At 68.5% G+C, this 24,479-nt stretch carries 22 protein-coding genes; 6 read left to right on the forward strand and 16 right to left on the reverse strand.

The window, feature by feature from the left end; genetic code table 11:
- Positions 1-3: 3 nt before the first annotated feature.
- From Q9R02_RS03010 to coaE, 3 genes are all read right to left on the reverse strand, one after another.
- Positions 4-1,056: a TerC family protein gene (locus Q9R02_RS03010; protein ID WP_305995143.1), complete on the reverse strand. Its 1,053-nt coding sequence runs from the start codon at positions 1,054-1,056 to the stop codon at positions 4-6.
- A 164-nt stretch (positions 1,057-1,220) separates the two neighbouring features.
- Entirely contained in the window at positions 1,221-3,317 is a 2,097-nt protein-coding gene (gene uvrB / locus Q9R02_RS03015; protein ID WP_305995144.1) for an excinuclease ABC subunit UvrB, read from the reverse strand.
- Positions 3,318-3,447: 130 nt separating this feature from the next.
- Positions 3,448-4,053 (reverse strand): dephospho-CoA kinase, encoded by a 606-nt coding sequence (coaE, locus tag Q9R02_RS03020; RefSeq protein ID WP_342006873.1) that lies wholly within the window; start codon positions 4,051-4,053, stop codon positions 3,448-3,450.
- A gap of 22 nt (positions 4,054-4,075) precedes the next feature.
- On the opposite strand from coaE, the gene Q9R02_RS03025 reads away from it, so the two are divergent.
- On the forward strand, positions 4,076-4,771 hold the full coding sequence (locus Q9R02_RS03025) for an IMPACT family protein (protein ID WP_305995145.1): 696 nt from the start codon (positions 4,076-4,078) through the stop codon (positions 4,769-4,771).
- 115 nt (positions 4,772-4,886) lie between these two features.
- The gene (locus tag Q9R02_RS03030; protein ID WP_305995146.1) at positions 4,887-6,392 is read left to right on the forward strand and encodes a S8 family peptidase; all 1,506 of its coding nucleotides are present in this window, start codon (positions 4,887-4,889) and stop codon (positions 6,390-6,392) included.
- A 65-nt stretch (positions 6,393-6,457) separates the two neighbouring features.
- Here Q9R02_RS03030 and Q9R02_RS03035 read toward each other — a convergent pair whose 3' ends face one another.
- The 8 genes from Q9R02_RS03035 to Q9R02_RS03070 all read right to left on the reverse strand — a co-directional run bounded on the left by Q9R02_RS03035 (position 6,458) and on the right by Q9R02_RS03070 (position 13,906).
- Positions 6,458-6,856, reverse strand: a complete 399-nt coding sequence (locus Q9R02_RS03035) for a hypothetical protein (RefSeq protein ID WP_305995147.1) — start codon at positions 6,854-6,856, stop codon at positions 6,458-6,460.
- Positions 6,857-6,940: 84 nt separating this feature from the next.
- Complete coding sequence (gene rpsA / locus Q9R02_RS03040; RefSeq protein WP_305995148.1) at positions 6,941-8,410, reverse strand: 30S ribosomal protein S1; 1,470 nt, start codon at positions 8,408-8,410, stop codon at positions 6,941-6,943.
- A 167-nt stretch (positions 8,411-8,577) separates the two neighbouring features.
- Positions 8,578-9,525: a polysaccharide deacetylase family protein gene (locus Q9R02_RS03045; protein WP_305995149.1), complete on the reverse strand. Its 948-nt coding sequence runs from the start codon at positions 9,523-9,525 to the stop codon at positions 8,578-8,580.
- A gap of 24 nt (positions 9,526-9,549) precedes the next feature.
- On the reverse strand, positions 9,550-10,857 hold the full coding sequence (locus tag Q9R02_RS03050) for a GNAT family N-acetyltransferase (protein ID WP_305995150.1): 1,308 nt from the start codon (positions 10,855-10,857) through the stop codon (positions 9,550-9,552).
- A gap of 79 nt (positions 10,858-10,936) precedes the next feature.
- Positions 10,937-11,686: a lipoate--protein ligase family protein gene (locus Q9R02_RS03055; RefSeq protein ID WP_305995151.1), complete on the reverse strand. Its 750-nt coding sequence runs from the start codon at positions 11,684-11,686 to the stop codon at positions 10,937-10,939.
- Positions 11,683-12,498, reverse strand: coding sequence for a thioesterase family protein (locus Q9R02_RS03060; protein ID WP_305995152.1), 816 nt, complete (start codon positions 12,496-12,498; stop codon positions 11,683-11,685). The genes Q9R02_RS03055 and Q9R02_RS03060 overlap by 4 nt, the downstream gene beginning before the upstream one ends.
- Before the next feature lie 53 nt (positions 12,499-12,551).
- Positions 12,552-13,055 (reverse strand): DedA family protein, encoded by a 504-nt coding sequence (locus Q9R02_RS03065; protein WP_305995153.1) that lies wholly within the window; start codon positions 13,053-13,055, stop codon positions 12,552-12,554.
- A 77-nt stretch (positions 13,056-13,132) separates the two neighbouring features.
- Positions 13,133-13,906: an alpha/beta fold hydrolase gene (locus Q9R02_RS03070; protein ID WP_305995154.1), complete on the reverse strand. Its 774-nt coding sequence runs from the start codon at positions 13,904-13,906 to the stop codon at positions 13,133-13,135.
- A gap of 126 nt (positions 13,907-14,032) precedes the next feature.
- Between Q9R02_RS03070 and Q9R02_RS03075 the strand changes: the two genes are divergently transcribed.
- The 3 genes from Q9R02_RS03075 (at position 14,033) to Q9R02_RS03085 (ending at position 17,646) form a co-directional block, all read left to right on the forward strand.
- The gene (locus Q9R02_RS03075; protein WP_305995155.1) at positions 14,033-14,290 is read left to right on the forward strand and encodes a mycoredoxin; all 258 of its coding nucleotides are present in this window, start codon (positions 14,033-14,035) and stop codon (positions 14,288-14,290) included.
- Between the two features lie 120 nt (positions 14,291-14,410).
- Positions 14,411-15,457: a transglycosylase domain-containing protein gene (locus tag Q9R02_RS03080; protein WP_305995156.1), complete on the forward strand. Its 1,047-nt coding sequence runs from the start codon at positions 14,411-14,413 to the stop codon at positions 15,455-15,457.
- A gap of 131 nt (positions 15,458-15,588) precedes the next feature.
- The gene (locus Q9R02_RS03085; RefSeq protein WP_305995157.1) at positions 15,589-17,646 is read left to right on the forward strand and encodes a phosphocholine-specific phospholipase C; all 2,058 of its coding nucleotides are present in this window, start codon (positions 15,589-15,591) and stop codon (positions 17,644-17,646) included.
- 72 nt (positions 17,647-17,718) lie between these two features.
- On the opposite strand, the gene Q9R02_RS03090 is transcribed toward Q9R02_RS03085, so the two are convergent.
- The gene (locus Q9R02_RS03090) at positions 17,719-19,056 is read right to left on the reverse strand and encodes an MFS transporter (RefSeq protein ID WP_305995158.1); all 1,338 of its coding nucleotides are present in this window, start codon (positions 19,054-19,056) and stop codon (positions 17,719-17,721) included.
- Between the two features lie 171 nt (positions 19,057-19,227).
- On the opposite strand from Q9R02_RS03090, the gene Q9R02_RS03095 reads away from it, so the two are divergent.
- Entirely contained in the window at positions 19,228-20,076 is an 849-nt protein-coding gene (locus Q9R02_RS03095) for a LysR family transcriptional regulator (protein ID WP_305995159.1), read from the forward strand.
- Positions 20,077-20,115: 39 nt separating this feature from the next.
- Here Q9R02_RS03095 and Q9R02_RS03100 read toward each other — a convergent pair whose 3' ends face one another.
- The 4 genes from Q9R02_RS03100 to Q9R02_RS03115 form a co-directional block, all read right to left on the reverse strand.
- Entirely contained in the window at positions 20,116-21,369 is a 1,254-nt protein-coding gene (locus tag Q9R02_RS03100; protein ID WP_305995160.1) for an aggregation-promoting factor C-terminal-like domain-containing protein, read from the reverse strand.
- Between the two features lie 116 nt (positions 21,370-21,485).
- Positions 21,486-22,328, reverse strand: a complete 843-nt coding sequence (locus Q9R02_RS03105; protein WP_305995161.1) for a hypothetical protein — start codon at positions 22,326-22,328, stop codon at positions 21,486-21,488.
- A gap of 115 nt (positions 22,329-22,443) precedes the next feature.
- On the reverse strand, positions 22,444-23,913 hold the full coding sequence (locus tag Q9R02_RS03110) for an HNH endonuclease signature motif containing protein (RefSeq protein WP_305995162.1): 1,470 nt from the start codon (positions 23,911-23,913) through the stop codon (positions 22,444-22,446).
- 68 nt (positions 23,914-23,981) lie between these two features.
- Entirely contained in the window at positions 23,982-24,380 is a 399-nt protein-coding gene (locus tag Q9R02_RS03115) for a hypothetical protein (RefSeq protein WP_305995163.1), read from the reverse strand.
- Between the last annotated feature and the right edge of the window lie 99 nt (positions 24,381-24,479).

Below are 24,479 nucleotides of genomic sequence, written 5' to 3' on the forward strand. Positions count from 1 at the left end.
GGCCTACGACGCCGCGTCGCTCTCCTCCTGGTGCGCCACCCGGTCCGCCGTCTGGCTGATCCGGTGGGCCTCCGGTTCGCGGCCGTCCCGCTTCTTGGACACCGCCAGGGAGGCCACGACGGCGAGGACGATGGTGCCGACGATGAACAGCAGGGAGAAGGACGTGGGGATGTCCGGCGCCCACTCGATGTGCCGTCCGCCGTTGATGAACGGCAGCTCGTTCTCATGCATGGCGTGGAAGATCAGCTTGAAGCCGATGAAGCCCAGGATCACCGAGAGCGCGTGCTTGAGGTAGATGAGGCGTTCCATCAGGCCGCCGAGCAGGAAGTAGAGCTGGCGCAGGCCCATGAGGGCGAAGATGTTGGCGGTGAACACGATGAACGGGCTCTTGGTGAGGCCGAAGATCGCCGGGATGGAGTCCAGGGCGAAGAGCAGGTCCGTCATGCCGAGGGTCAGGAAGACCAGGAGCATCGGGGTGAAGTAGCGCTTGCCGTCGATCCGTACGGTGGCCTTTCCGCCATTGAACCGGGAGTGCATCGGCAGGACCTTGGACAGGCGCGCCACCAGGCGGTTCTCCCCGCCTTCCTCCTCATCCTCGCTGTTGTCCGCGGCCTGCTTGTACGCCGTCCACAGCAGGAACGCGCCGAAGATGTAGAACACCCAGGAGAACTGCTCGATGATGACGGCGCCCAGCAGGATGAAGATGCCGCGCAGCACCAGGGCGATGACGATGCCCACCATGAGGGCTTCCTGCTGGTATTTCCGGGGCACCGAGAAGCGCGCCATGATGATGATGAACACGAACAGGTTGTCGATGCTCAGGCTGTACTCGGTGACCCAGCCGGCGACGAACTGGCCGCCGAACTCGGGACCGGCGAAGAGGAAGATCAGCCCGGCGAACACGAGAGCCAGCGCCACGTAGAACCCGACCCAGAGGCCGGCCTCCTTCATGGAGGGCTCATGGGGGCGTTTGAGGACCAGCAACAGGTCCGTCAGGAGGACCACACCGAGGACCACGAAGGATCCGATTTCAAACCAGAGAGGAAGATCGAGCACGAAGGTGCCTTTCGCAGGGTACGGACAATCGCCGTAAGTCTCTCCGGCCCCGATGATTCGGAACCCTCCCAGCCCGGCGAGGCGCCATTGCCTTGCGTGTTGACGGACCGAGAACGCGGGATACTCCCCTACTCGTCAATCAGTTTATCTCATGCCGCTGGGGATCATGCGTGACCTGCCGCCTGCATCTGGCGGAGCTCCTTCTTCAGATCCGCCACCTCGTCACGCAGCCGCGCCGCGAGTTCGAACTGGAGCTCGGCGGCCGCGGCGTGCATCTGCTCGGTCATCTGCTCGATCAGGCCCACCAGTTCCGTGGCCGGTGCCGCGGCCAGCCCGTCCTGGCGGACCTTGGCTCCCGCCTTCTCCGCGGCGGCCTTGGAACCCTTGGGGTTCCGGCCCGTGGTGGCCAGGAGCTCCTTGGTGTCCGCATCCTCCCGGGCCAGCTGATCGGTGATGTCCGCGATCCGCTTGCGCAGGGGCTGCGGGTCCACCCCGTGCTCCTTGTTGTACGCCATCTGGATCTCGCGGCGGCGGTTGGTCTCATCGATGGCGCGCTCCATCGAGTCCGTGACCCGGTCCGCGTACATGTGGACCTGGCCGGACACGTTGCGGGCGGCACGGCCGATGGTCTGGATCAGCGACGTGGACGAACGCAGGAAGCCCTCCTTGTCCGCGTCCAGGATCGCCACGAGGGACACCTCGGGAAGGTCCAGGCCTTCACGGAGGAGGTTGATGCCCACCAGGACGTCGAACACGCCGAGCCGCAGTTCGCGCAGCAGTTCCACGCGGCGCAGCGTGTCCACATCGGAATGCAGGTACTGGACTTTCACCCCGTGGCTCATCAGGTACTCGGTGAGATCCTCGGCCATGCGCTTGGTGAGCGTGGTGACCAGCACGCGCTCGTCCTTCTCGGTGCGTTCCCGGATCTCCCCCAGCAGATCGTCGATCTGGCCCTTGGTCGGCTTGACCACGATCTCCGGATCGATCAGGCCGGTGGGGCGGATGATCTGCTGGACCACACCGTCCGACTTGCCCAGCTCGTAGGAGCCCGGGGTAGCGGAGAGGTACACCGTCTGGCCGACGCGCTCCAGGAACTCGTCCCACTTCAGCGGCCGGTTGTCCAGCGCGGACGGCAGCCGGAAGCCATGCTCCACCAGAGTCCGCTTGCGGCTGGCGTCGCCCTCGTACATGGCGCCGATCTGTGGCACGGTGACGTGGGATTCGTCGATCACCATCATGAAGTCATCCGGGAAGTAGTCCAGGAGACAGTGCGGGGCCGAGCCGGCCTCGCGCCCGTCGATGTGGCGCGAGTAGTTCTCGATGCCGTTGCAGAAGCCCATCTGCTGCATCATCTCGAGGTCGTAGGTGGTGCGCATCCGCAGGCGCTGTGCTTCGACCAGTTTGTTCTGGGACTCCAGCACCTTCAGCCGGGACGCCAGCTCATCCTCGATGGCCGTGATCGCCCGCCCCATCCGCTCCGGGCCGGCCACATAGTGAGAGGCCGGGAAGACGTACATCTCGTTCTCATCCCGGATGACCTCACCGGTGACAGGGTGCAGCGTCTGGATGCTCTCCACCTCGTCACCGAAGAACTCGATGCGCAACGCCAGTTCCTCATACATCGGGATGATCTCCACGGTGTCCCCGCGCACCCGGAAGGTGCCGCGGTGGAAGTCCATGTCGTTCCGGGAGTACTGCATGGCCACGAAACGGCGCAGCAGATCGTCCCGGTTGATCTCCATGCCCCGCTTCAGCGTCACCATCCCCGCGATGTACTCCTCCGGGGTGCCGAGGCCGTAGATGCAGGACACGGTGGCAACCACGATCACGTCACGCCGTGTCAGCAGCGCGTTGGTGGCCGAGTGCCGGAGCCGCTCCACCTCCTCGTTGACCGAGGAGTCCTTCTCGATGAAGGTGTCCGTCTGAGGCACGTACGCCTCCGGCTGGTAATAGTCGTAGTAGGAGACGAAGTACTCCACCGCGTTGTTCGGCAACAGCTCGCGGAACTCGTTGGCCAGCTGCGCCGCAAGGGTCTTGTTCTGCACCAGCACCAGCGTGGGCCGCTGGACCTGTTCGATCAGCCACGCCGTCGTGGCGCTCTTGCCGGTGCCTGTGGCACCCAGGAGCACGATGTCCTTCTCGCCGTTCCGGATGCGTTCCGTCAGCTCCGCGATGGCGGTGGGCTGGTCGCCTGCGGGCTGGTACTCGCTGACGACTTCAAAGGGGGCGACGACGCGGTTGATCTCCTGGGCGAGGCTCATAGAACAAATGTACTACCCGGCTCTGACAGCCTGGCAGACGCGGACGGGTAGGACACTCCGCGCGCTCGCTCGGGACCGCTGTGCCCTGGCGGGCCCACGCGTCCCTCGCTTGGACGCGCGCGGCCGTGTCCTACCCGTCCGCGTCCGGTTGCCCTGTCAGCTCCTGCCACACCTGGTCCACTCGCTGAAGCAATTCTTCGCGCGTTCCTTCGTTCGGGATGACGACGGTGGCGGCGGCGTTGCGCTCGGCGCGGGTGGCCTGGGCGGCGATCCTGGCGCGGGCGTCCTGCTCTGTCATGGCGCGGTGCTCCATCATGCGGCGCACGCGGGTATCGTCAGCGGCGTCCACCACGAGCACGGCGTCGAAGCGGTCCTGCTGGCCCGTCTCCACCAGCAGCGGGATGTCCTCGACCACGACGGCGTCCTGCGGGGCCGCCTCGATGAGCTCGGCTGAGGCTTGCCTCACCAGCGGGTGGACGATCGCGTTGAGCCGCTCTCTCGCGGCCGGGTCCGCGAAGACGAGCGCTCCCAGCGCGGGCCGGTCCAGTGATCCGTCCGCTGAGATGACCGCATCCCCGAAGGTCTCCCGGATCGCCGCGAGACCGGACGTGCCCGGTTCCACCACCCTCCGGGCCAGCACGTCCGCGTCCACCAGGACCGCACCGAGCTCCGCGAGCCTGGCCGCCACGAGCGACTTCCCCGAAGCGATGCCGCCCGTCAGTCCGATTCTCCGCATGGCCCCAGCATAGGATGGACCGGTGCCTCCTGCCGACGAGAGCCGCGCCACGCGGTACACCACCCTGACCGCCGGACCGGACTTCCGGAATGAGATCGAGATCAAGCGGTCCCGCTTCATCACCGTCCTCCGCCGCGTCGAGGACGAAGCAGCCGCCCGTGAACTCGTCTCGGAACTGCGCCGCGAGTTCCATGACGCCCGGCACCACTGCAGCGCGTTCATTCTCGGCGCCGACCGCATGACCCAGCGCTCCAGCGACGACGGCGAGCCGTCCGGGACGGCGGGCATCCCCATGCTGGAGGCCCTCAGCCGCCGCGAGACCGCACCCGGCGTCACCGACCTGAGCGACGTGTGCGCCGTCGTCGTGCGCTATTTCGGCGGGATCCTGCTGGGCGCCGGCGGTCTGGTGCGCGCCTACTCGGACTCCGTCTCGCAGGCCGTCGACGCCGCGCCGCTGGTGACCCGTCAGCGCCTGCGCCTCGGTGAGATCGCGTCCGGGTTCGCCACCGCCGGCAAGCTGGAGAACGAGCTGAGGACCGCGGGCGTCCACGTGACAGGAACGGAGTACGGTGCCTCCGAGGCGCGGATCCGGGTGGCGTTCCAGGACGACGCCGAGTCTCTGGCCGGCGTGCGGCAGACGGTGCAGTCGTTGAGCGCCGGAGCCTGCGACGTGGTCGTCGGGGCCACCGAGTGGGTGGACCTTTCGCGCATTTTCTGAAGACAATCTTTCAATAACCATTGAAATGCCTGTGAATGGGTACTACAAACGATGGAAGGCACTCGCCTGCGCCGGCTTGGGGCCGGCACTCACTCGCTTGAGAGGACCTTCATTCATGAGGTTACTGAACCACCAACGGACCCTCCGCCCCGTCGCGTGCGCCGTCGCATCGCTGGGTATGATCCTGGTCGGCTCCGGAGTCAGCGCCACCGCGGCGGTGACCGAGGCTTCCACCCCGGTGCCCGTCACTCCACCGGACGGCACCGTCATGAGCTACGTAGTCAACACGGGCCAGGCGAACCCGGGACAGACCCGCAAGGCCGAGAAGGCCGTCACCGACGCCGGCGGCGTCGTGGTGCAGAGCTGGCCGGAGATCGGTGTGATCATCGCCCAGTCGGACCGCGCCGCCTTCCGTGACAGCATCAAGGTCACCGGTAAGAACGTCGTCGCCTCCGTGGGTGCGACCCGCACCGCCGAGGTCAAGGACAAGGTCACCGGGGCCCAGCTGCCATGGGGCCCCGGATCCTCCGGATGGAACCAGGGCAAGAACAAGCCCGTCAACGGCGACGAGCCCACCACGCCGGTCCCCGCCGACGGCACCGACGCCCGTGAATCCGAGCAGTGGGACATGAAGCTGATCCACTCGGATCAGGCGAATACGATCACCGACGGCAGCCGCAAGGTGCTGGTGGGTGTCCTGGACTCCGGCATCGACCCGAATCACCAGGACCTCAAGGCCAACATCGACGTGGCCAACTCGGTGAACTGCACGGCCGGCGGCCGCCCGAGCCAGGCCCCCGGCGGCTGGTACCCGACCACCTCGGACCACGGCACACACGTCGCCGGGACGATCGCGGCGGCCCGCAACGGCGTCGGCATCGTGGGCGTGGCGCCGAACGTCCGCCTGGCCTCCGTCAAGGTGGTCAACGACGACGGCTTCATCTACCCGGAGTACGCCATCTGCGGCTTCATGTGGGCCGGGGAACGTGGCATGGACGTCACCAACAACAGCTACTACATCGACCCGTTCGAGTTCTGGTGCGACGACCAGCCGGACCAGGCCGCCGTGCGTGAGGCCGTGGCCCGTGCCGTCAACTTCTCCAGCGCCAAGGGCGTGGTGAGTGCGGCCGCAGCCGGCAACTCCGGCATCGACTTCACCATGAACACCACGGACGAAGGAAGCCCCAACGATGCTCCGGCCCCCGTGGACCGGACCATCAACCAGGGCTGCAAGGACATCCCCGCGCAGATCCCCGGCGTCGTGAACGTCTCCGCCATCACGCAGACCGGGCAGCTCGCGTACTTCTCGAACCGCGGTCTCGGCCACATCGACGTCGCCGCCCCAGGCTACCGGATCCTGTCGACCATCCCGAACAACAAGTACGGGCTGAAGAGCGGCACCTCCATGGCGTCCCCGCATGTCGCCGGCGTGCTCGCCCTCATGAAGTCCGCGCACCCGGAGCTGACCCCGGCCCAGATGGTGGAAAAGCTGCGTGCCGACGCCACCAAGACGCCGTGCTCGGCGCCGCAGCTGAACAATGGCGCGGCGTGCGTGGGCACGCCGGAGCTGAACAGCTACTACGGCTACGGCATCGTGGACGCGCTGAAGGCCGTCCAGTGATCTCCCGCTGACAGCCGGCGGAAGGCCCGGGACGCGCTGCGTCCCGGGCCTTCCGTGTGTCCGGCTCAGCGACCGGGCACGGCCTGCGTGAAGCGAGGCCCCTTACCCTCGGGGTTCTCCCACAGCACCGACCGATCCACCGGCAGAGGAAGCGTGAACGGTGTGCCGAAGTCGCGGTGATAGCCGGGATCGTCGCTGCGGACCACCACGGACTCCCGGCTCACCTCGGAGATGACGACGGCGATGGGTTCCGGATGGTCCTCCACCGCGAAGGTCCAGCGCCGGGCCAGGTAGGCGAGCCCGAGGGCACTCAGACGGTCCTCGGCGTCGGTGTAGTCGGCCGGATCACCGCAGGGCCGCCCCAGAAGATCGTAGGGCTGGAACTCCTCCCCCACCAGATCCAGGTAGCCTACGGTCTCGCCGTCGTCGGGACGCAGTGCGGGGAACCAGCTCTCAGGGATCATGGCTCCCATTCTCCATGGTTTAAACAGGAAGGCCGCCACGGTCTCCCGTGGCGGCCTTCCTGGCATTTCAGATCAGCGCTGTGATCAGTTGCCGGTCAGCTTCTCGCGCAGAGCGGCGAGAGCCTCGTCGGAGGCCAGGGTGCCGGACTCGGCGACCGGGGCCTCGGAGGAGTAGCTGGTCGGAGCGGCGTCGGCCGAGCCGGAGGCGGCAGCGGCGGCGTCGTCGGCCAGGTGCTGAGCGACCTGCTTCTTGTGAGCCTCCCAGCGGGCCTGAGCATCGGCGTACTGCTGCTCCCAGGCGGCGCGCTGGGTCTCGAAGCCCTCGAGCCACTCGTTGGACTCCGGGTCGAAGCCCTCCGGGTACTTGTAGTTGCCGTCCTCGTCGTACTCCGCGGCCATGCCGTACAGAGCCGGGTCGAACTCGGTGCCCTCGGGATCCACGCCCTCGTTCGCCTGCTTGAGGGAGAGGGAGATGCGGCGGCGCTCGAGGTCGATGTCGATGACCTTGACGAAGAGCTCGTCGCCCACGGACACGACCTGCTCGGCCAGATCCACGTGGCGGACAGCCAGCTCGGAGATGTGCACGAGGCCCTCGATGCCGTCCTCGACGCGCACGAACGCACCGAACGGAACCAGCTTGGTGACCTTACCGGGGACGACCTGGCCCAGCGCGTGAGTGCGGGCGAAGGTCTGCCACGGATCTTCCTGGGTGGCCTTCAGCGACAGGGAGACACGCTCGCGGTCCAGCTCGACGAGCAGAACCTCGACGGTGACCTCCTGGCCGACCTCGACAACCTCGGACGGGTGGTCGATGTGCTTCCAGGACAGCTCGGAGACGTGCACGAGGCCGTCCACGCCACCCAGGTCCACGAAGGCACCGAAGTTGACGATGGAGGACACGACGCCCGTACGGACCTGGCCCTTCTCGAGCTTGTTGAGGAAGGTGGAGCGGACCTCGGACTGGGTCTGCTCGAGCCAGGCACGGCGGGACAGGACCACGTTGTTGCGGTTCTTGTCCAGCTCGATGATCTTGGCTTCGATCTGCTGACCGATGTACGGAGCCAGGTCGCGGACACGGCGCATCTCCACGAGGGAGGCCGGGAGGAAGCCACGGAGGCCGATGTCCAGGATGAGACCACCCTTGACAACCTCGATGACGGTACCGGTGACAACACCGTCCTCTTCCTTGATCTTCTCGATGTCGCCCCAGGCACGCTCGTACTGAGCACGCTTCTTGGAGAGGATGAGACGGCCTTCCTTGTCCTCCTTGGTCAGGACAAGAGCTTCGACCTCATCGCCAACAGCGACGACGTCACCGGGGTCGACGTCGTGCTTGATGGAGAGTTCGCGGGAGGGGATGACACCTTCGGTCTTGTACCCGATGTCAAGCAGGACCTCATCGCGGTCGACCTTGACGACAATGCCCTCGACGAGATCGCCATCATTGAAGTACTTGATGGTGGCGTCGACGGCGGCGAGGAAATCCTCTTCGGACCCGATGTCGTTGATCGCGACGACAGGGGTACCGGACTTCTCGGTAGAGGTGATGGTCATGTAGTAGGGGCTCCGATGTGGATAGTGAGTCGGTCAGGCAGATCCACCACGCTCAGGGCGTGGACAACGAAAGGGACCATCCTGAAGTGTTGGATTGATTTCTCACGTGCGCGTGACGCACGCCGTACCAGTTTACGACCTGGCGGTGAGCCGGGTCAAAGCGGGCCTCAGAGGGAGAAGACCCGGCTGAGGTGGGCGAAACGGATGCCGCGGTCGAGCATGCGCGGCAGGCCGGCGGCGTAGCCTCCGGAGGTGCCGGAGCCGGGCTGGTTGAAGTGGGAGATCACCACGTCGCCGCCCACCACGCCGGCCAGCTGCGCGGCCACCGTCTCCGCCGGGAAGGTGGCGCCGGCGTCGGCGTTCACGGAGAAGTTCGCCGGCAGCAGGCCGCAGCGGGACACCATCGCGGCCGTGACGTCGTCGTAGTAGGCCGTTCCCGGGCGGAACGCCTTCGGCGCGTGGCCGAGGAGGTCTGTGAGGAGTTCCTGACTCGCCGCCACCTCGTCGTACGCCGCGGCCAGATCCGCTGTGCCGGGGATGCCGTACGCGTTGCGGCCGCTCGCGGAGAGCGGGAGGTGGTGGAATCCATGGTTCTGGATCTCGAAGAGCGGATCGGCGGCGAGCTCCCGGAGCAGCCCGGGGTTGGCCACCGCCCAGCGCTTGTTGATGAAGAGCGTGGCCGGCACCTGGTGCCGCCGCAGGCTCCCGATCAGCGCCCGGTCGAAGCCTGAACCGCCCGGACCGCCGCAGGCATCGAAGGTGAGCGCCACGGAGCGGCTCTTGCTTCCTAGTGCCACGCCGGTGACGTCGAGGCCCCACTCCCGCGGGACGCGCCCGGAGAACTCGGCCAGGATGGCCGACTTGGACGGGAACCTCGGGCGCGACGGACCAGTGGGCTTGGCGGGCGGCCGGGAGGTCGGCTGCGAGGCCGGCACGACGGCGCCCTCACCCGTCGGCGGGACCGGCGGCTGAGCCGCGGGCTGCTCCACCGTGGCACAGGCGGCGAGCCCGAGTCCTGCGGCTGCCAGCGAGACCCCTCCGATCAGCAGGGACCGGCGGCTGAGCGGCCCTCCGGCGGTGGCCGGAGAGTCGCGGAGGTGGCGGGGCGGGATCACCCCCTTATTTTAGGGGCCGGGTTCTCAGAAATGTGAGCGGCAGTGGACGGGGCGCTCCGGGGCCAGGAACAGAGCGAGCCGCTCGACGGCCCCCGGGGCATGCTCGTGGATCCGGCCCGCATCGGCCAGGGCCGACGCCGGGACTCCGCCGAGGTACACGGAGCCCAGTTCCGCCACGCCGAGGGACAGCTCAAGGGTGCTCTCATCCGTCTCCTCGTCAGGCAGCGGCGTCACCGTGGCCGTGCCCCCGACCACCACCAGACGGTAGGCCCCGCCGGTGAGGCCGAGCGGATCGTCCACACGGAAGATGAGGCTGCCATCCATCGGGTAGTGCTTGGCCTCCAGCGCCGCCTTGATGTCCAGGATCCTCAGCCAGAGCATGTCCCGCGGGTCCTTGGCCGTCACGCAGCGGGGGTCGGTGAGCGCCCACTCGAGCGGGTCGTGGAGGGGCGCTTCCTCCACCTCGATGCGTTCCACCAGGTCCAGGCCGGCCAGGAACCTCCACAGGCCCAGATACGCGTCCGGCGTGGCCGCCACGAGGTCGACCACCGTCATGGTGTGCGGCTCACTGTCCCAGCCCTTGAAGCGGTATGCGACGTAGCCGTCCGGCACGCCGTCCACGTCATAGTGGAGCGCGGCCCGCAGGTTCTTGCTCTCCTCACCGCTGTGGTCCACCAGGCCGGAGACCAGCATGGCGTAGAACCTGGCACGGCCGATGGAGCCCGGGGTGGCCTGTTGGGACCGTTCGAAGATCCCGTCCGCGAGTTCCAGGAGGTTCCTCGGGTCCGTCAGCTCCACGGAGCCCGAGGGCTCCGTGCGCAGTGCGAAGCGGCTGGTCACATCCACCGTGATGGTGCGCTCATGGCTCGCCACCCCGAAGCCGAACCGGCCGTAGATCCCGCCCTCCGAGGCCGTGAGCGCGGCGACGGCCAGCCCCTTGTCCCGGGCCTGGCGGAGGTCTTCGGTCATGAGACGGGTGAGCAGCCTCTTGCGGCGGTGCGTGGGACGGACCGTGACGGCCGTGATGAGATGCGCCGGGATCTCCTGCCCGCGGCCCACGTTGAGGTTCTTCACGAACGTCCCGTACGTGGCCACGGGCATGGTGGCCGGCAGCGCGTGCTCCGGCGCGGACGCCTGGTACACGCCGGTGAGGATCCGCCGGTCATGCCGGAGGTTCCTCAGAGCCTTGGCCTGCAGCTCGTCCCCCGGAACGGAATCGTGGAACCCGAGCTTCACCGCCTTGAACCACTCCCCGAACTCGGCCGTCCGGTCCTCCGGGAGCGTGGCGATGTCGAAGGTCCGGACGGTGTAGTCCCCGGTCAGTTGCGTCATGATGTGAGCCTAACGCGCCGGATGCGGGCTTGACGAGCGATCGTGAAAGAAGCCCTTGAGGACTCGGCCGTGAAAATCCTCAGATCCCGGGCATGGCGTCGAAGGAGGCGTGGGCCAGCGGGACCTCCTGGGAATACCGGGCCACGACCGAACCCATCACGTCCTCCACCGTCACGTGCGGGACCAGGTCCTGGACGGCACCGGCCGTGGCCGGGCTCCATTCGAGACCCAGCGCCTCATAGGCCGCCGTCAGGACGTTGCGGATCGGTTCGGAGTCCTCCACCACGACCACGGAACTGAACAGCCAGGCCCCGGACACCACGCGCTGCGCCGTTCCGATCAATTTCACCTGGTGGGACGGGAACACCGGGTCGTTGCCGTGCACGCTGAACTCCCCGGGGCAGTACTCCCCCGGGATCTCCCCCACCGCGGCAAGGACGCCGAGCGAGCGGAGCGCATCGGCCAGGAGGTCCCCATAGTGGGAGAAGCGGGCCTTCGCGCCGGCGATCGCGTCCACGCGGGGCTCGATGTGGTCCACCACCAGGCAGCCGGGGTGGTAGGCGGCAGCCCGGCCGCCCGCCTTGCGAATGAGGGGCTCGAATCCCAGGTCCCGGCAGGCCTGCTCCGCGGCGGCGAAGCCGGGCAGTTTGGCGTCGCGCTGCCCGAAGGCGACGGTGGGTTCCGGCCGGTACAGCCGCAAGGTCGGGCCGATGCGCCCGTCCTGGGCCAGCCGCAGCCATTGGAGCGCCAGGTCCAGATCTTCGGCTCGCCCCAGGGAACGCCCCTGGTTCACCACGGTCAGTGGCAGGACCGGCTCGGACGCGCTCATCCGAGTTCCCTGATGGTGAGGATCTGCTCGGAACGGCCGAACGGGCCGTGGATGTCGTGCAGGACAGTGGACGTCAGTCCGATGCCGTCCGTGCCGAAGGACACCGAATTGTCCAGGCCGAGCCACTCACCGGACGGCTCACGGTACATGTGGATCTGCAGATCGGTGTTGGGCCAGGCGTAGCCGCCGGGGCCGGGCGTCTCCCGTGCGGCGATGCCGTTACTGGTGTCCACCAGGCCCATGAGCCGCACCCACTCCGGCGAGTCCCCACCATCGGTGAGGAGGTGGCGCGTGGAGACCCAGACACAGCCGTTGCCCTTGCGGTGGTGCGTGGCGACGCGGATGTCCAAGGAGGCGATGTACCCGCCCGGCCAGAGATGGGAGACGTCGAACGGCTCGCACTCGTCAAGCGGCGGCATGGGCTCGTCCTCGACGGCCGCGATCGCCGTGGTGTCGGACGTGACCAGCCGCCATGCGGAGGCGCGGATGGCCACCCGTTCAACACCGCGCGGGTCCGGGGCCACGAGTTCCGCCTGGACCAGTTCGATCGTCTTGCCCGGGCGGAGCGTCTCGCAGCGCACGGAGAACTCGCCGCCGGGGATCAGGCCGAGGATCTCGAAGGAGAGCCGCGCCATGCGCAGATCGGGGCGCGGGGCATACTTGGCCAGTTCGTGGACCATGATGCCGCTGGCGGGGGCCATGTGCTGCTCATGCGGGTTCCAGGCGCCCTGCGCATGGACCGTCGAGTGGTAGCGTCCGTCGCCGAGCGAGACGTAGTAGGAGTTCCCTTCGGCCAGTTCAGGCAGATTCACGCCGGGTCCTTCCTCGCTGGCATGCAGCGCGCGATGCGTGGACGGCGTGAGGCTCAGGGGCTGACGTCGGCGTCCACCGGGGAGACGGCCGCGCTCCCGGAGCGCCGCCGTCGTCGTACAAGAACCAACGCTACAACGGCGAGCGCCAGCAGAAGCACTGCGACCCAGGCCCACGGCGAGCCCGTGACGAGGCCGAGCCAGGCGTCGATGAGGGCGAGGATGGCGGTGGCGTAGAGGAACGCCCAGATGAGCGATCCGAGGGTCACGGCCGGCAGGTAACGCTTCAGGGGCATGCGCCCCGCCCCCGCGCTGAAGTTCACGGCGGTCTGCACGCCGATGGTGAGGAAGGAGACGACGACGGCGCCGGGCCCCCATTTCGCGATCCAGCGCTGGGCGGTGCCCGCCTTCGCCCCGGTCAGCCGGGCGGCGAGGCGCGTCTTCTCGAGCCCGTTCACGGCCCCGCGGCCCAGCCAGTAGGTGGCGTTGGCGCGGCACATGACGATCACGAACAGAGCCGGGAACGCCACATGGAACGGGAGATTGAGGAGGAAGTCCATCCCTTCAAGTCTGCCGCATCGGGCGTTCGAGCCGCGGCGACAGGGTGTCAGCAAAGCCGGCCGCCCTGTCGAACCGCTCAGTGACGGAGGAAGTCCTTCAGGATCGGGCTGACCACCGCGGGATCCGCGTTGTGGGTCTGGCCTGGGGCGGCGTCCACCGCGGCGCCGGGGACCGCGGCCGCGACGGCGCGGGCCGAGTTCTCCGCCCAGGCGGGGCTGCCGCCACCGTAGAGGGACAGCACCGGGGCGGTGATGCGGCCCAGGGTGTCCGCGGGCACCTGGGCGTCCGCCACGATGGTGAGGTCATAGAAGAGGGTGGGGGCCAGTGCCACCATGGCCGGCCAGAAGGGGCTCTGCCGGATCCCGTCGTCCCACGGCGCCCCCGTGTGGCGGATGAACGACTCCACCGCGTCGCCGGGTTCGTCACCGGACGCCATGGCGCGCACGCGGTCCGCGTAGTCCTTCCAGCCTTCAGGTTCCCGAGTGGTGAGGAAGGGAGGCTCATAGGTGGTGAGGGTGGTCATCGGCACGCCTGCCGCGGCCGCCTTGAGGGAGAGGATGGCGCCGGAGGAATGCCCGTAGACGTTCACGGCGCCGCCCAGCTGCTCGATGACGGCCGCGAGATCCTCGATCTCCCGTTCCACGGACCACGGCGTGCTCTCGCGGGTGTCACCCTTTCCCCGCCGGTCCAGGCACACCACCGTCCAGTCGTCCGCCAGGTGCGGGACATAGGCCAGCGCGGACTGGCGCGGACTCAGGGCACCGCCCACGAACAGCACCGGCGCCCCTTCCCCGTGGGTTTCGTAGGCGATGCGGGTGCCGTCCGCGGACGTGGCATAGGAGACCGTCATGGCGTCATTACACCCCAGAACGACCGTCGTGTCACGAACGCCGGGAAGGACGCCATCACCCGGGAAGGATTTGCGGCCACGTAGTGTTGAGGAGGACATCGATCACCCAGACGTAAAGGACCTTTCGTGGACTTCACCCCCGCCTCCGGCACCATCACCATGTTCTCCACCGAATGGTGCGGCTACTGCAAGCGCCTGAAGAAGCAGCTCGACGCCCAGGGCATCGGCTACCAGGAGATCAACATCGAAGAGGTGGCGGGCACCGCGGAGCTCGTGGAGCAGCTCAACGGCGGCAACCGCACGGTCCCCACCGTGCTGTTCCCGGACGGCTCCGCCGCCACCAACCCGAGCGCTGCCGAGGTGAAGCAGAAGCTGGGCGTCTGAGACTCCCTTCACCGGCACGACGGCGCGTCGCCCCACGTCAGGGGCGGCGCGCCGTCGTCGTCTCCTCCTCCCCCGGGGCCTCCCAGAGGGCTCCAAGGCTGGCCCTTTAGACTCACCCGCATGCGCCCCGACCGTCCGACGAATGCCTGGCCGCCCGCACCCACCGGACGCATCGAGGCTCAGCGGCCCCTTCCTGAGGAGTACGAGGAGGAGACCGAGGCCTGGGAGCGACAGCCGGCCGGCCGGTGCGAGCCCGGCGAGCGCAGCGACCCCGGCGAGCGCAAGGCACCGAAGCCTCCCAGGGCACCCCGCGCACGGAAGCCCAAGCCGGCCGGTACTCCCAGCCGGCGGCGGAAGGCCTGGAAGCGGGTCGGGGTGGGCGTCGTCGTGGTCCTTGTGGCGCAGTTCCTCTCCGTGGTGAGCTACAACTGGTTCACTCCCCCGCGCACGTCGTTCATGCTGCAGACGGGTGAGCCGACCGTCTATCAGTACGTGTCGATCGACCACATCAGCCGCTTTGCGCTCGCCGCGACGATCGCCCACGAGGACGAACAGCTCGGCACCCGGGTGGGTGCGTTCACCTGGGATGAGCTGACCCAGCGGGCGCAGGCCTGGAGCAAAGGCGAGAAGGACCCGAGCGGATCCACCATCCCCCAGCAGCTGGTCAAGAACATCTACCTGTGGCCGGATCAGGACCCGTTCCGGAAGGGGCTGGAGGCCGGACTGTCCACGGAGATGAGCCTCACGGTGCCGTCCAAGCGCGTCCTGGAGCTGTACCTGAACTATGCGCAGTTCGCACCCAAGCTCTACGGGATCTGCGCGGCCAGCTGGTACTACTTCGACACTCCACCCTGGGCCATGACGGAGCACCAGGCCGGTCAGCTCATGGGCGTTTTGCCGTTGCCGGAGCGCGTGCGCAGGAATCCGAACGGCGGCATCGATCTGGGGCCGGCCGCCGACCCACTGGCCTGGGACCTCATCAACGGTGCGGCCAATGTGTGGGTCCCGCGGCAGATCGAGGGCATGGGCGGCTGGCAGGCCACGGTGGCGACGGTGGGCATCACCGACACGGCGAACGATCATGCGGCTCAGCGTTCCAATACCGATGCGTGCTCCACCATGCCGGATGCCGTGGCGAAGCGGATCGCCTCCGAGACGGGGCACTGACCCGGGCCTGCCTCGGTCTGCCCCGCCGGCAGTTCACATGGCGGTCATCTCCGCGTCACCCGGATCCTTCACAGTGAGGTCCTGGGGCACTCGCGGGGATGATCATTGACCTCTCACAGGAGAACACCGCCATGCCACAGCTCAACCGCCGGCGCTTCATGCAGCTCGGCGCCGCGACCACTGCCGCCACCGCCATCTCCCAGACCCTGGGGCAGAGCCTGGCCCGGGCCGCGTCCATCCCGGCCAACCGGGCCACCGGATCCCTGCAGGACGTGGAGCACATCGTGGTGTTCATGCAGGAGAACCGCTCCTTCGACACGTACTTCGGCACGTTCAAGGGAGCGCGGGGCTTCGGCGATCCGCACCCGGCCGTCCTCCCGTCCGGCAAGGACGTGTGGCACCAGTTCGACGGCACCCGTGAGGTCCTGCCGTTCCACCCGAGCGCGCCGGACCTCGGCCTGCAGTTCCTGGAGGATCTGGACCACAACTGGGGCATGACCCACAAGGCCTTCAACAAGGGCAATTACGATCAGTGGCTCCCGGCCAAGACGGACGCCACCATGTCCTACTACGAGCAGACGGACATCCCGTTCCACACCGCGCTCGCAGACGCCTTCACCCTCTGCGACCAGTACCACTGCTCGGTTCTGGGCCCCACGGATCCGAACCGCTACTACATGTTCACCGGCTTCACAGGCAACGATTACAAGGGCGGTGGCCCGGACCTGTGGAACGCCGAGGTCGGCTATGACTGGAGCACCTACCCGGAGGAGCTGGAGAAGGCCGGGGTGAGCTGGAAGGTCTACCAGGACGCCGGCACCGGGTTGACCGGCCCGAACTGGGGCTGGACCGGCAACGCCTACATCGGCAACTACGGCGACAACGCCCTGCTGTACTTCCACCAGTACCAGAATGCGGCGCCGGGCAGTCCGCTGTACGACAAGGCGCGGACCGGCACGGACGCCGTGCACGGGGACGACTTCTTCCGGATCTTCCGCGAGGACGTCACCTCCGGCAAGTTGCCGCAGGTCTCCTACATCGTGGCCCCGGAAGCGTACACGGAGCACGCCAACTGGCCCCCGAACTACGGCGCCTGGTACGCCGCGCAGATCCTGGACATCCTGACCTCCAACCCGGACGTGTGGAGCAAAACGGCGCTGCTGTTCATGTACGACGAGAATGACGGCCTGTTCGACCACGTGGTCCCGCCGCACCCGAACACGCCGGACATCCCGGGCGCCTCCACCGTCTCCACCGAGGGCGAGTGGTATGACGGCCGCAAGACCGCCTCCGGCAAGAAGGACATCCCCGGTCACTACGGTCTGGGCGTGCGGGTGCCCATGATCGTCGCCTCCCCGTGGAGCATGGGCGGCTGGGTCTGCTCCGAGACCTTCGACCACACCTCGATCGTCCGGTTCATCGAGCAGCGCTTCGGGGTGAAGTCCCCGAACGTCTCACCGTGGCGTCGCACGGTCTCCGGCGATCTCACGAGCGCCTTCGACTTCTCGGCTTCCGGCGGCGCCGTGCCGGCCATGCCGCCCACCGCCCAGTACAAGCCGGCCGACGCGAACCGCCACCCCAGCTACTACCCGGTCCCTCCGGCACAGAACTCGATGCCGAAGCAGACCCCGGGCACGCGCCCGTCGCGCCGTCTGGGCTACGCACTGGACGTCGAGACGAAGCTGTCCGGCGGCAAGCTCACCGCCCGCTGGGCCAACGGCGGTGTGCTGGGCTCCCACGTGCAGGTGCGGTCCACCCTGCTTCCTGCCGGACCCTACTCGTACACGATCGGCGCGGGCGCCTCACTGGACGCCGTCTGGGATCTCGGACCGGCCTACGACGTGCAGATGCACGGCCCGGCGGGCTGGCACCGCCGCTATGCGGGCACGACGGCGACCGCCGACGTCCGCGTCACGGTGGCCGGCGACGGGGCGGCCGCGCACGCCCGGTTCCGGATCGAGAACAGCGGGGGCACCGCCGTCGAGCTGCGGCTGGCGGACGCGTACGCGGACGGCGCCCGGACGCTGTCCCTGAACCCGGGCCAGGCGAGCACCGTGGTGGTCCCCACCCGCGGCGGCTGGTACGACCTCACTGTCACTTCGGCACAGGATCCCACGCTGGTCCGGGTGCTCGCGGGACGGCTGGAGAACGCGGGGTCGCTGACCAGCGATCCTCAGCTCGGCAAGTAGTCCGGCCGGCATCACGCGGACGCGGGCGGGGCGGGCGATGGCCCGCCCCGCCCGCGTGCGTGAGGCTGTGCGTCAGGCCCGGCGCGCGATTCTCAGCAGCGGCAGGTAGCGGCGCCGGCGCACCTGGAGCTCCAGCCTCCCCTGCCGGGCCAGAATCAGGGACACCACCGCGGCTGCCGCGGCAGGCACGATCCCGGAAATGAACAGGGAAAGGTGCGGGCCGAAGTGCTCGGCGATTGCCCCCATCATTGGCCCGCCGAGCGCTTGACCGCCCATGAAGACCATCAGGTAGAGGCTCATGACCCGGCCCCGGATCGCCGTGTTGGCGCTCGTCTGGACCATCTGGTTGCTCGCGGTAAGGAACAGGAGCGAGCAGAACCCGGAGCAGACCATCATGGCGCAGAACACGGGCAGGCTGGGCGCGAGAGACGCGAGGCAGAGCATCACCCCGTAGGCGCCCGCGGCGAACACGACGGAACGGAGCTGCAGCCGGCGACGGCGTGTGGACGAGATCGCGCCTGCCAGGGCGCCGAGGGCGAGCATCGCGTTCAGGAGCCCGTACCCGCCCGCCCCGATGCCGTACACGTGGTCGGCGAAGGCCGCCAGTTGCACGGGGAGACTCAGGGCGAAGAGCGCGACGATCCCGGCCGTGAGAGCCGGCCAGTAGATGGTGGGCTTGCGCAGGACATAGCGCACCCCCTCCCGGACCATGCCTTTCTGGCGGGGCGCCGGGGCGCTGAGGTGCAGCCGGTCCACGCGCATGGCGGACAAGGTCAGGACGGTGCAGCAGCAGGCGGCCGTGTTGAGGGCGAAAGCCCAGCCGGCACCGACGGCATTGAGGAGGACGCCGGCCAGGAAGGGCCCGATCAGGCCGCCGAGCTGGAAGATCGTGGAGTTGACGCTGATGGCGTTCTTCAGATGCGTGGGGCCGACGAGTTCATTGACGAAAACCTGGCGGGCCGGCTGATCGAGGACGGTGGCCAGGCCGAGCAGGAGGGCGATGACGTAGCAATGCCACACCTGGATGGTCCCGGTGAGCGCAAGGACGGCCAGGGCGGCGGCGAGGACGGCGGCCGTGCTCTGCGTGATCATCAGGATGCGCCGCTTGGGGAAGCGGTCTGCAACCGCTCCGCCCCACGGCGCCAGGACCAGCGAGGGAAGGAACTGCAGAGCGGCCGTGACACCCACCGCGGCGACAGAGCCGGAGAGCTGCAGGACCAGCCAGTCCTGGGCGATGCGCTGCATCCACATCGCGATCATCGCCACGAAGTGGCCCGCGGCGAAGATCCGGAAGTTGGGCACGCTGAGGGAATTGAACGTCTGACGCCACGGGAGGCGCTCGGCCACGAGGCCGACGGGCTGGGTGATGGGGTGGGAGATGGACTGGGAAGCTGCCGATGGGGGCGTCACGGGGAATCCTCGGGTCGGGCTCTGTGGTGGGGTCACCTTCCACGGTATGGTTGCGGCGAACATTGCAGAAGAGAATTATGTCTATAAGTGGTATTGCAAAACGCAATACCTCGGATTGCCCGGAATTCCGGGGAACCCGAACCGCCGGCAGCCCTCGGGAGGGACCCTCCGATGTTCGACCCTGTTCACTTGCGGTCCTTCCTGGCCGTCGCGGACACCCTGAGCTTCACCAGGGCCGCCGAGCGCCTGGGGCTCGCGCAGCCGACCGTGAGCCAGCACGTGCAGAAGCTCGAAGCCGAAGCCGGGCGCGCGCTGGTGGTGCGGGACACCCGGGAGGTCCGGCTGACGGACAACGGGGATGCGATGGCCGGCTTCGCCCGGACCATCCTGGCCGAGCACGACGCGGCGGGCCGCTACTTCGCCGGTTCCGCCATGAAGGGGCGCCTGCGCTTCGGCGCCGCGGACGACCTGGCCGGCACCAGTCTGCCGAAGATCCTCCGGGAGTTCCGGCAGCTGTACCCGGAGATCAACCTGGAGCTCACCGTGGGGCAGAGCGATCAGCTGCACCGCCGCCTGGAGTCGGGACAGCTGGACCTCATCTTCGTGAAATGGGTGGCCGGCACCGCGGAAGGCGAGGTCGCCCGGCACGACACCTTCGCCTGGGTGGGCCTGGAGCAGACCGTCCTGCCGCCGTCGGCCCCGGTCCCCCTGGTCGCCTACCCGGCCCCGAGCCTGAGCCGGCGCCTGGCGATCGATGCACTCGAGCGGCATGGGCGGCAGTGGAAGGTCACGTGTTCCACCCGGCAGATCGCGGGGGTGCTCGCGGCGGTGCGGGCCGGCCTGGGCGTTGCGGTCATGCCCTCCACGCTGGTGCCGGAGGACCTGGCCGTCATCACCCGGCGCTTCGACCTGCCGCCGGTGGGAGATGTGGACTTCACACTCCTGCGCAATCCCCTGGCGAACGCCGAGGTGATCGACGCCCTGATCCGGGCCATCGTGGGACGGGGGCTCAAGTGGTGAGCGGCCCCCGGCCGCCGGGACGGCTCGGCGGCGGTTGAATCAGTACCAGTTGAAGCTGATCTCATGGCCCCAGGCGTTGCACGGCGAGCCGTAGCGGTCCCGGATGTACCCGAGGCCCCAGGTGATCTGGGTGCGGTAGTTGGTGAGCCAATCGCTCCCTGCACTCGCATACTTGCCAGCCGGGAGGGCCTGGGCGATGCCGTAGGCGTCGGAGCTGGGGTTGGTGGCCGTGGTCATCCAGCTGGACTCCTGCGTCCAGAGGAGCTGAAGGCACCGGAACTGATCCTGGCCCCAGCCGTAGGCGCCGAGCTGCCCGGCCGCATAGGCCTGGGCAGCCGCGGGGTCATTGAGCCCGCCACCCGCCGGGGGAACCAGCACGGATGGCGGGTCGACGACGGCACCGCCGCCTCCCCCACCACCGGTGCCGCTGTTCTGCTGGGCGGCCGCAGCTGCAGCGGCTGCCGCTGCAGCCTGTTCGCGGGCGAGTTCGGCGGCACGTGCCTTGGCCGCCTGAGCCGCCTGGTACGCGGCCAGAGCGTCCTGGCCCTGTTGATAGCGTTGCTCGACCCGCGCCGTCGTACCCTTCAGCGAAGCCAGCTGGGCAGTGAGCTCCTGACTGTGCTGCTGCTGGAGTGCCAGCTGGGTGTCCATGGCGGCTTTGGCGGCCCGCGCGGCGTCGGACTTCTGCCTGGCGTCATCGGCCAGGCGCTGCCTTTCGTCCTCCGCGGCCTGTTGCATGGCCTGCAGCGACTGGACGGTCTTCTCCGCGACGCTCGCCTGGCCGAGGAGCCCGGTGGCGCGGTCGGTGACGATCTGCAGGACGCTCAGGCCCTGGAGGTTGTCCGGCTGGACCGACTGGAGGTCCGGGACACCGGGCATGTCGGTGCTGCCGGTCTTGTAGGCCTGGACGGCGAGGGCCCCGTACTCCTTGCGGTAGCGCGCGGCCTCGGCGGTGGCCTGGGTCAGCTGGGAGGTGAGGGCGTCGACCTTGGCCTTGGCGAGCGTGAGGGCGGCGTCGGCCTGGGCGTACTGGCCGGCCGCGACGACGGCGGCGGTGCCGCGCTTCTCCGATTCGGTCTGGAGCGTGCCGAGCAGCTGGTTGATCTTGGTGATCTCCGTGGCCTTGGCGCCCTCGTTCTGCTTGGCCTGCTGGACATCGCTCCAGCTGGGGTAGCCACTGGGCGGGGTGTCGTCATCGGCCCGGGCGGCGGGCGTCAACCCGAGGCCAAGGAATGCGGCGGTCAGGGCCGTGGCGAGGAGCGGGGAGGCGGCACGGCGCGTAAGGCTCGGCATAAAGTCCCAGAGTACCGGCGGCGCGGCTCGATGCCGGGGCGGCGGGCCCGGCTCCCGGGGTATTCACAGGAATGCTGTGATCGCGTGAAGGGAGCCGGGCCGCCGGATGGTCAGGCTCAGCCGATCGGGGCCAGCTCGGGGGCGCTCGCGAGGCGCTCACGACCGTCTGCGGTCACAGAGACCTTCTTGCCGGTGATCTCGATCAGGCCCTGGTCCTGGAGTGTCTGCCAGGCGTCGTTGAGCGGTTCGAGTTCGGCCATGGAGCGGACCACCTGGGGCAGGCGGCCGTCGGCGTCAGCAAGGGCCCCGACCTCATCCTCGGAAAGGCGCTTCTGGGAGCCGACGGCGTGGAGGCCGACGGCCGCCGCGGCACCTGCGATGTCCGCCAGGCGGAGGGCGCCGGTGGCCGTGAGCTCCTTACCGGCACCGATCCAGGCAAGGAGGGCAGAGACCGCGTCAGCGGCGGCCGCGTCCTCAGCCTCGTCAGCCGCACCCTCTTCGCCGGCGCTCAGTTCCGCCTCAAGTTCCCCGTCGAGGTCGAAGCTTTCCAGGATGATGTCAAGGTGGTCGGCGTCACCGGTCCACGTGCCGGTGGCGTCGAGGAAGGCCGTGTAGACCTGGACGTCGTCCATGATCACGTGGAAGACGCGGTTCTCCTCATCGGCCGAGCCCAGCTCCTCGAGCTGGCTGGTGGTGCGCAGGAAGACGCCGGCGTCGAACTCGGTGGCGAGGACGGGTGCGCCACTCGCGCCGTAGAGCCAGAGGAACTGCTTGACGGACTGGAGGACCTGGAGAGCCTCGGAACCGGTGTTGCCATCGGCCTCCTCGTACCACTTCACGAAGGGCAGGGCGAGGGCGTCGACGGCGAACTCCGCCTTCTTGTAGAGCGCCTCGCTCTGCCGCTCGGCGGCAGCCTGCTTCTTGTCGGTCTGACGCAGCTTCTTCCGGTTCCGGCTCATGGTCCTCCGTTGTCGTTGGGCACTTCACCCCCCACACCGGCTCAAACCGGACGCCGGGGCATGCCGCGGCGCAGGGTGAAGTGAGGGGTCGGCTATCCATGATAGCCGGGTGCGCTCAGAAAGGCGGCGGGTCCGGTTCGCGGCAGGGTCGTCGGCTATAACCCACTGGGTGACTCCGTCCGGCTTCCGCGTGGGTGGGTGCCGCTGACCGGGACGCTGTCCGCGTGGCCGGGCCGGGTGGCTTGTCCGTGTAGACCTTGCCCGCGGGGCTGGTCCATTCCAGCACTCCCCCGCCGGTCTGGCGGACCCGCCACCTCGAATGGTGTTTCAGGAGATGATGCCTGCGGCACAGACCGGCCAGATTCCCCACCTCCGTGGCCCCGCCATACGCGGCGTCCTCGGTGTGGTCCAGATCCAGCCATACCGCCGGGATCCCGCACCCCGGGAAACGGCACCGGCTGTCCCGCGCCGCCAGGTAGCGCCTGAGCTCCGCGCTCGGCCGGTACCGGTCCACCGCTAGAACAGCACCCGTGAACGGATCCGTCAGCACCCGGTTCCACCCCGCCGCCGCCCCAGCCAGACGCCGCGCCGACTCCGGATCCAGGACCACATGACCGTTCAACTCGGGGGCGACTCCTTCGGCGGCACTTGAGCCCTCTGTTCCGGTCTCATGGGCATGCCAGTGCCCGTGCCGCATCATCACATCCGCGGGGATCGTCACCTCCACGCTCGCCGTGATCGCGGCCAGGTGCCCCTCCGGACCATCCATCCCACTCGGGGCACCCCGCAACAACAGCTCGGCCAGAAGATCCGCCCGCAGCTGATCCATGGACCGGACCTCGACCGGGCCCATGGCGTCCGTCCCGGATGCCTCCTTATGGGCCGTGGCCATGCCCGTCAACCGGCTATGAACCCCGAACGCCACCGCAGCCGGCAGCACCGCGCACAGCTCCGCCATCCCATCCACCAGAGGCGTCACCCACACCCGACGCTCCTGAAGGGCACGCTCAAACCGGCCCGGCAATCCTTCAGGACGGACCTTCTCCGCCTCCCGCACCGCCAACCGCCGGACCCGGCCCGGAGTCTCCCGTGCCGCGCTCTCCAGGACCACCGCCTCATACGCACCGCGAGCTTCATCATCATGGAGGTCGGCCCCGGCCTCCCGGATCACCTGCGCATGAGCCATACTGATCCGCCCCTCACACAGCGCATCAACGGTCGCCGGGAACCGCGTCACCAACTCCACGGCCTGGCCCATCTGCCTCTGAACCGTCCGGTCGCTCACCCTGGTTGCCGCCGCAATCTCCGCCGCCACCGAACGCTCCGCCAGCTCAGCCGCCCGCACATCCCAGCGCGCGTACTCAAACCCCGCCGGCACGCCGTCGTCGTCCTCAATCAACGCATGAGACAGCTCCGCGGCCATCGCCAGCAGCAACTCCCGGCCCGCCTGCGCCTGAGCAATCACCCGCTCCGCAGCAGCGATCGCCTCCGTCAAAGCAGACAGAGCCTTCACCGGATCGGACACACCCGAAGACGAGGTGGCCTGCCCGGCCTCCCACGTCCCGCGAGTGCTCCTGCTCTCCATGAACCCATTGAATCAGCGGGGTCTGACATTAATTCCAGGTGGCGGAACCGGGATGTGGCCGGCCGCTCCTAGCCCTGCAGCGCCGCCAGATCTTCCGGGTCGCCGCTCCAGGCCCCCGTGGTCTCCAGGAAGTCCAGGTAGGAATGCATGGACGCCCCGAGGAAGTCCAGGAGTTCCCGGTTCTCCGCGACGCTGCCGGCCAGGGCGTCGTAGGCCGCCACGAACTCGTCCGGGCGGAAGGCCGTCACGGAGATGTCCCCGGACCCGTCGGCGCCCGCGACCACCAGGTCCTGCACCACGTCCAGCACCGCGGCGGCGTTCCACTCACCCACGGGCTCCTCGTTCTCCTGGAACCAGGCCACGAAGGCCGGCGTCACCGCGTCGAGGGCGCGCCGCACTTTGCCGCGCAGCGCCTGCTCGGCCTGGGCACCGCCATCGTCCCGCGCACCGCGCTTCGCATTCGCCACGAGGGTTCCTTCCGTCGGTTTCTCCGTCCGGGAATCCTCGCCCGGCAAGCAGATCAGTCTACTACCCCGGGCGCCGGGAAGTGGCCTGGAGATCCCGCT

The sequence above is a fragment of the Arthrobacter horti genome, assembly GCF_030731045.1.
Classification (GTDB): Bacteria; Actinomycetota; Actinomycetes; order Actinomycetales; family Micrococcaceae; genus Arthrobacter_E; species Arthrobacter_E nanjingensis.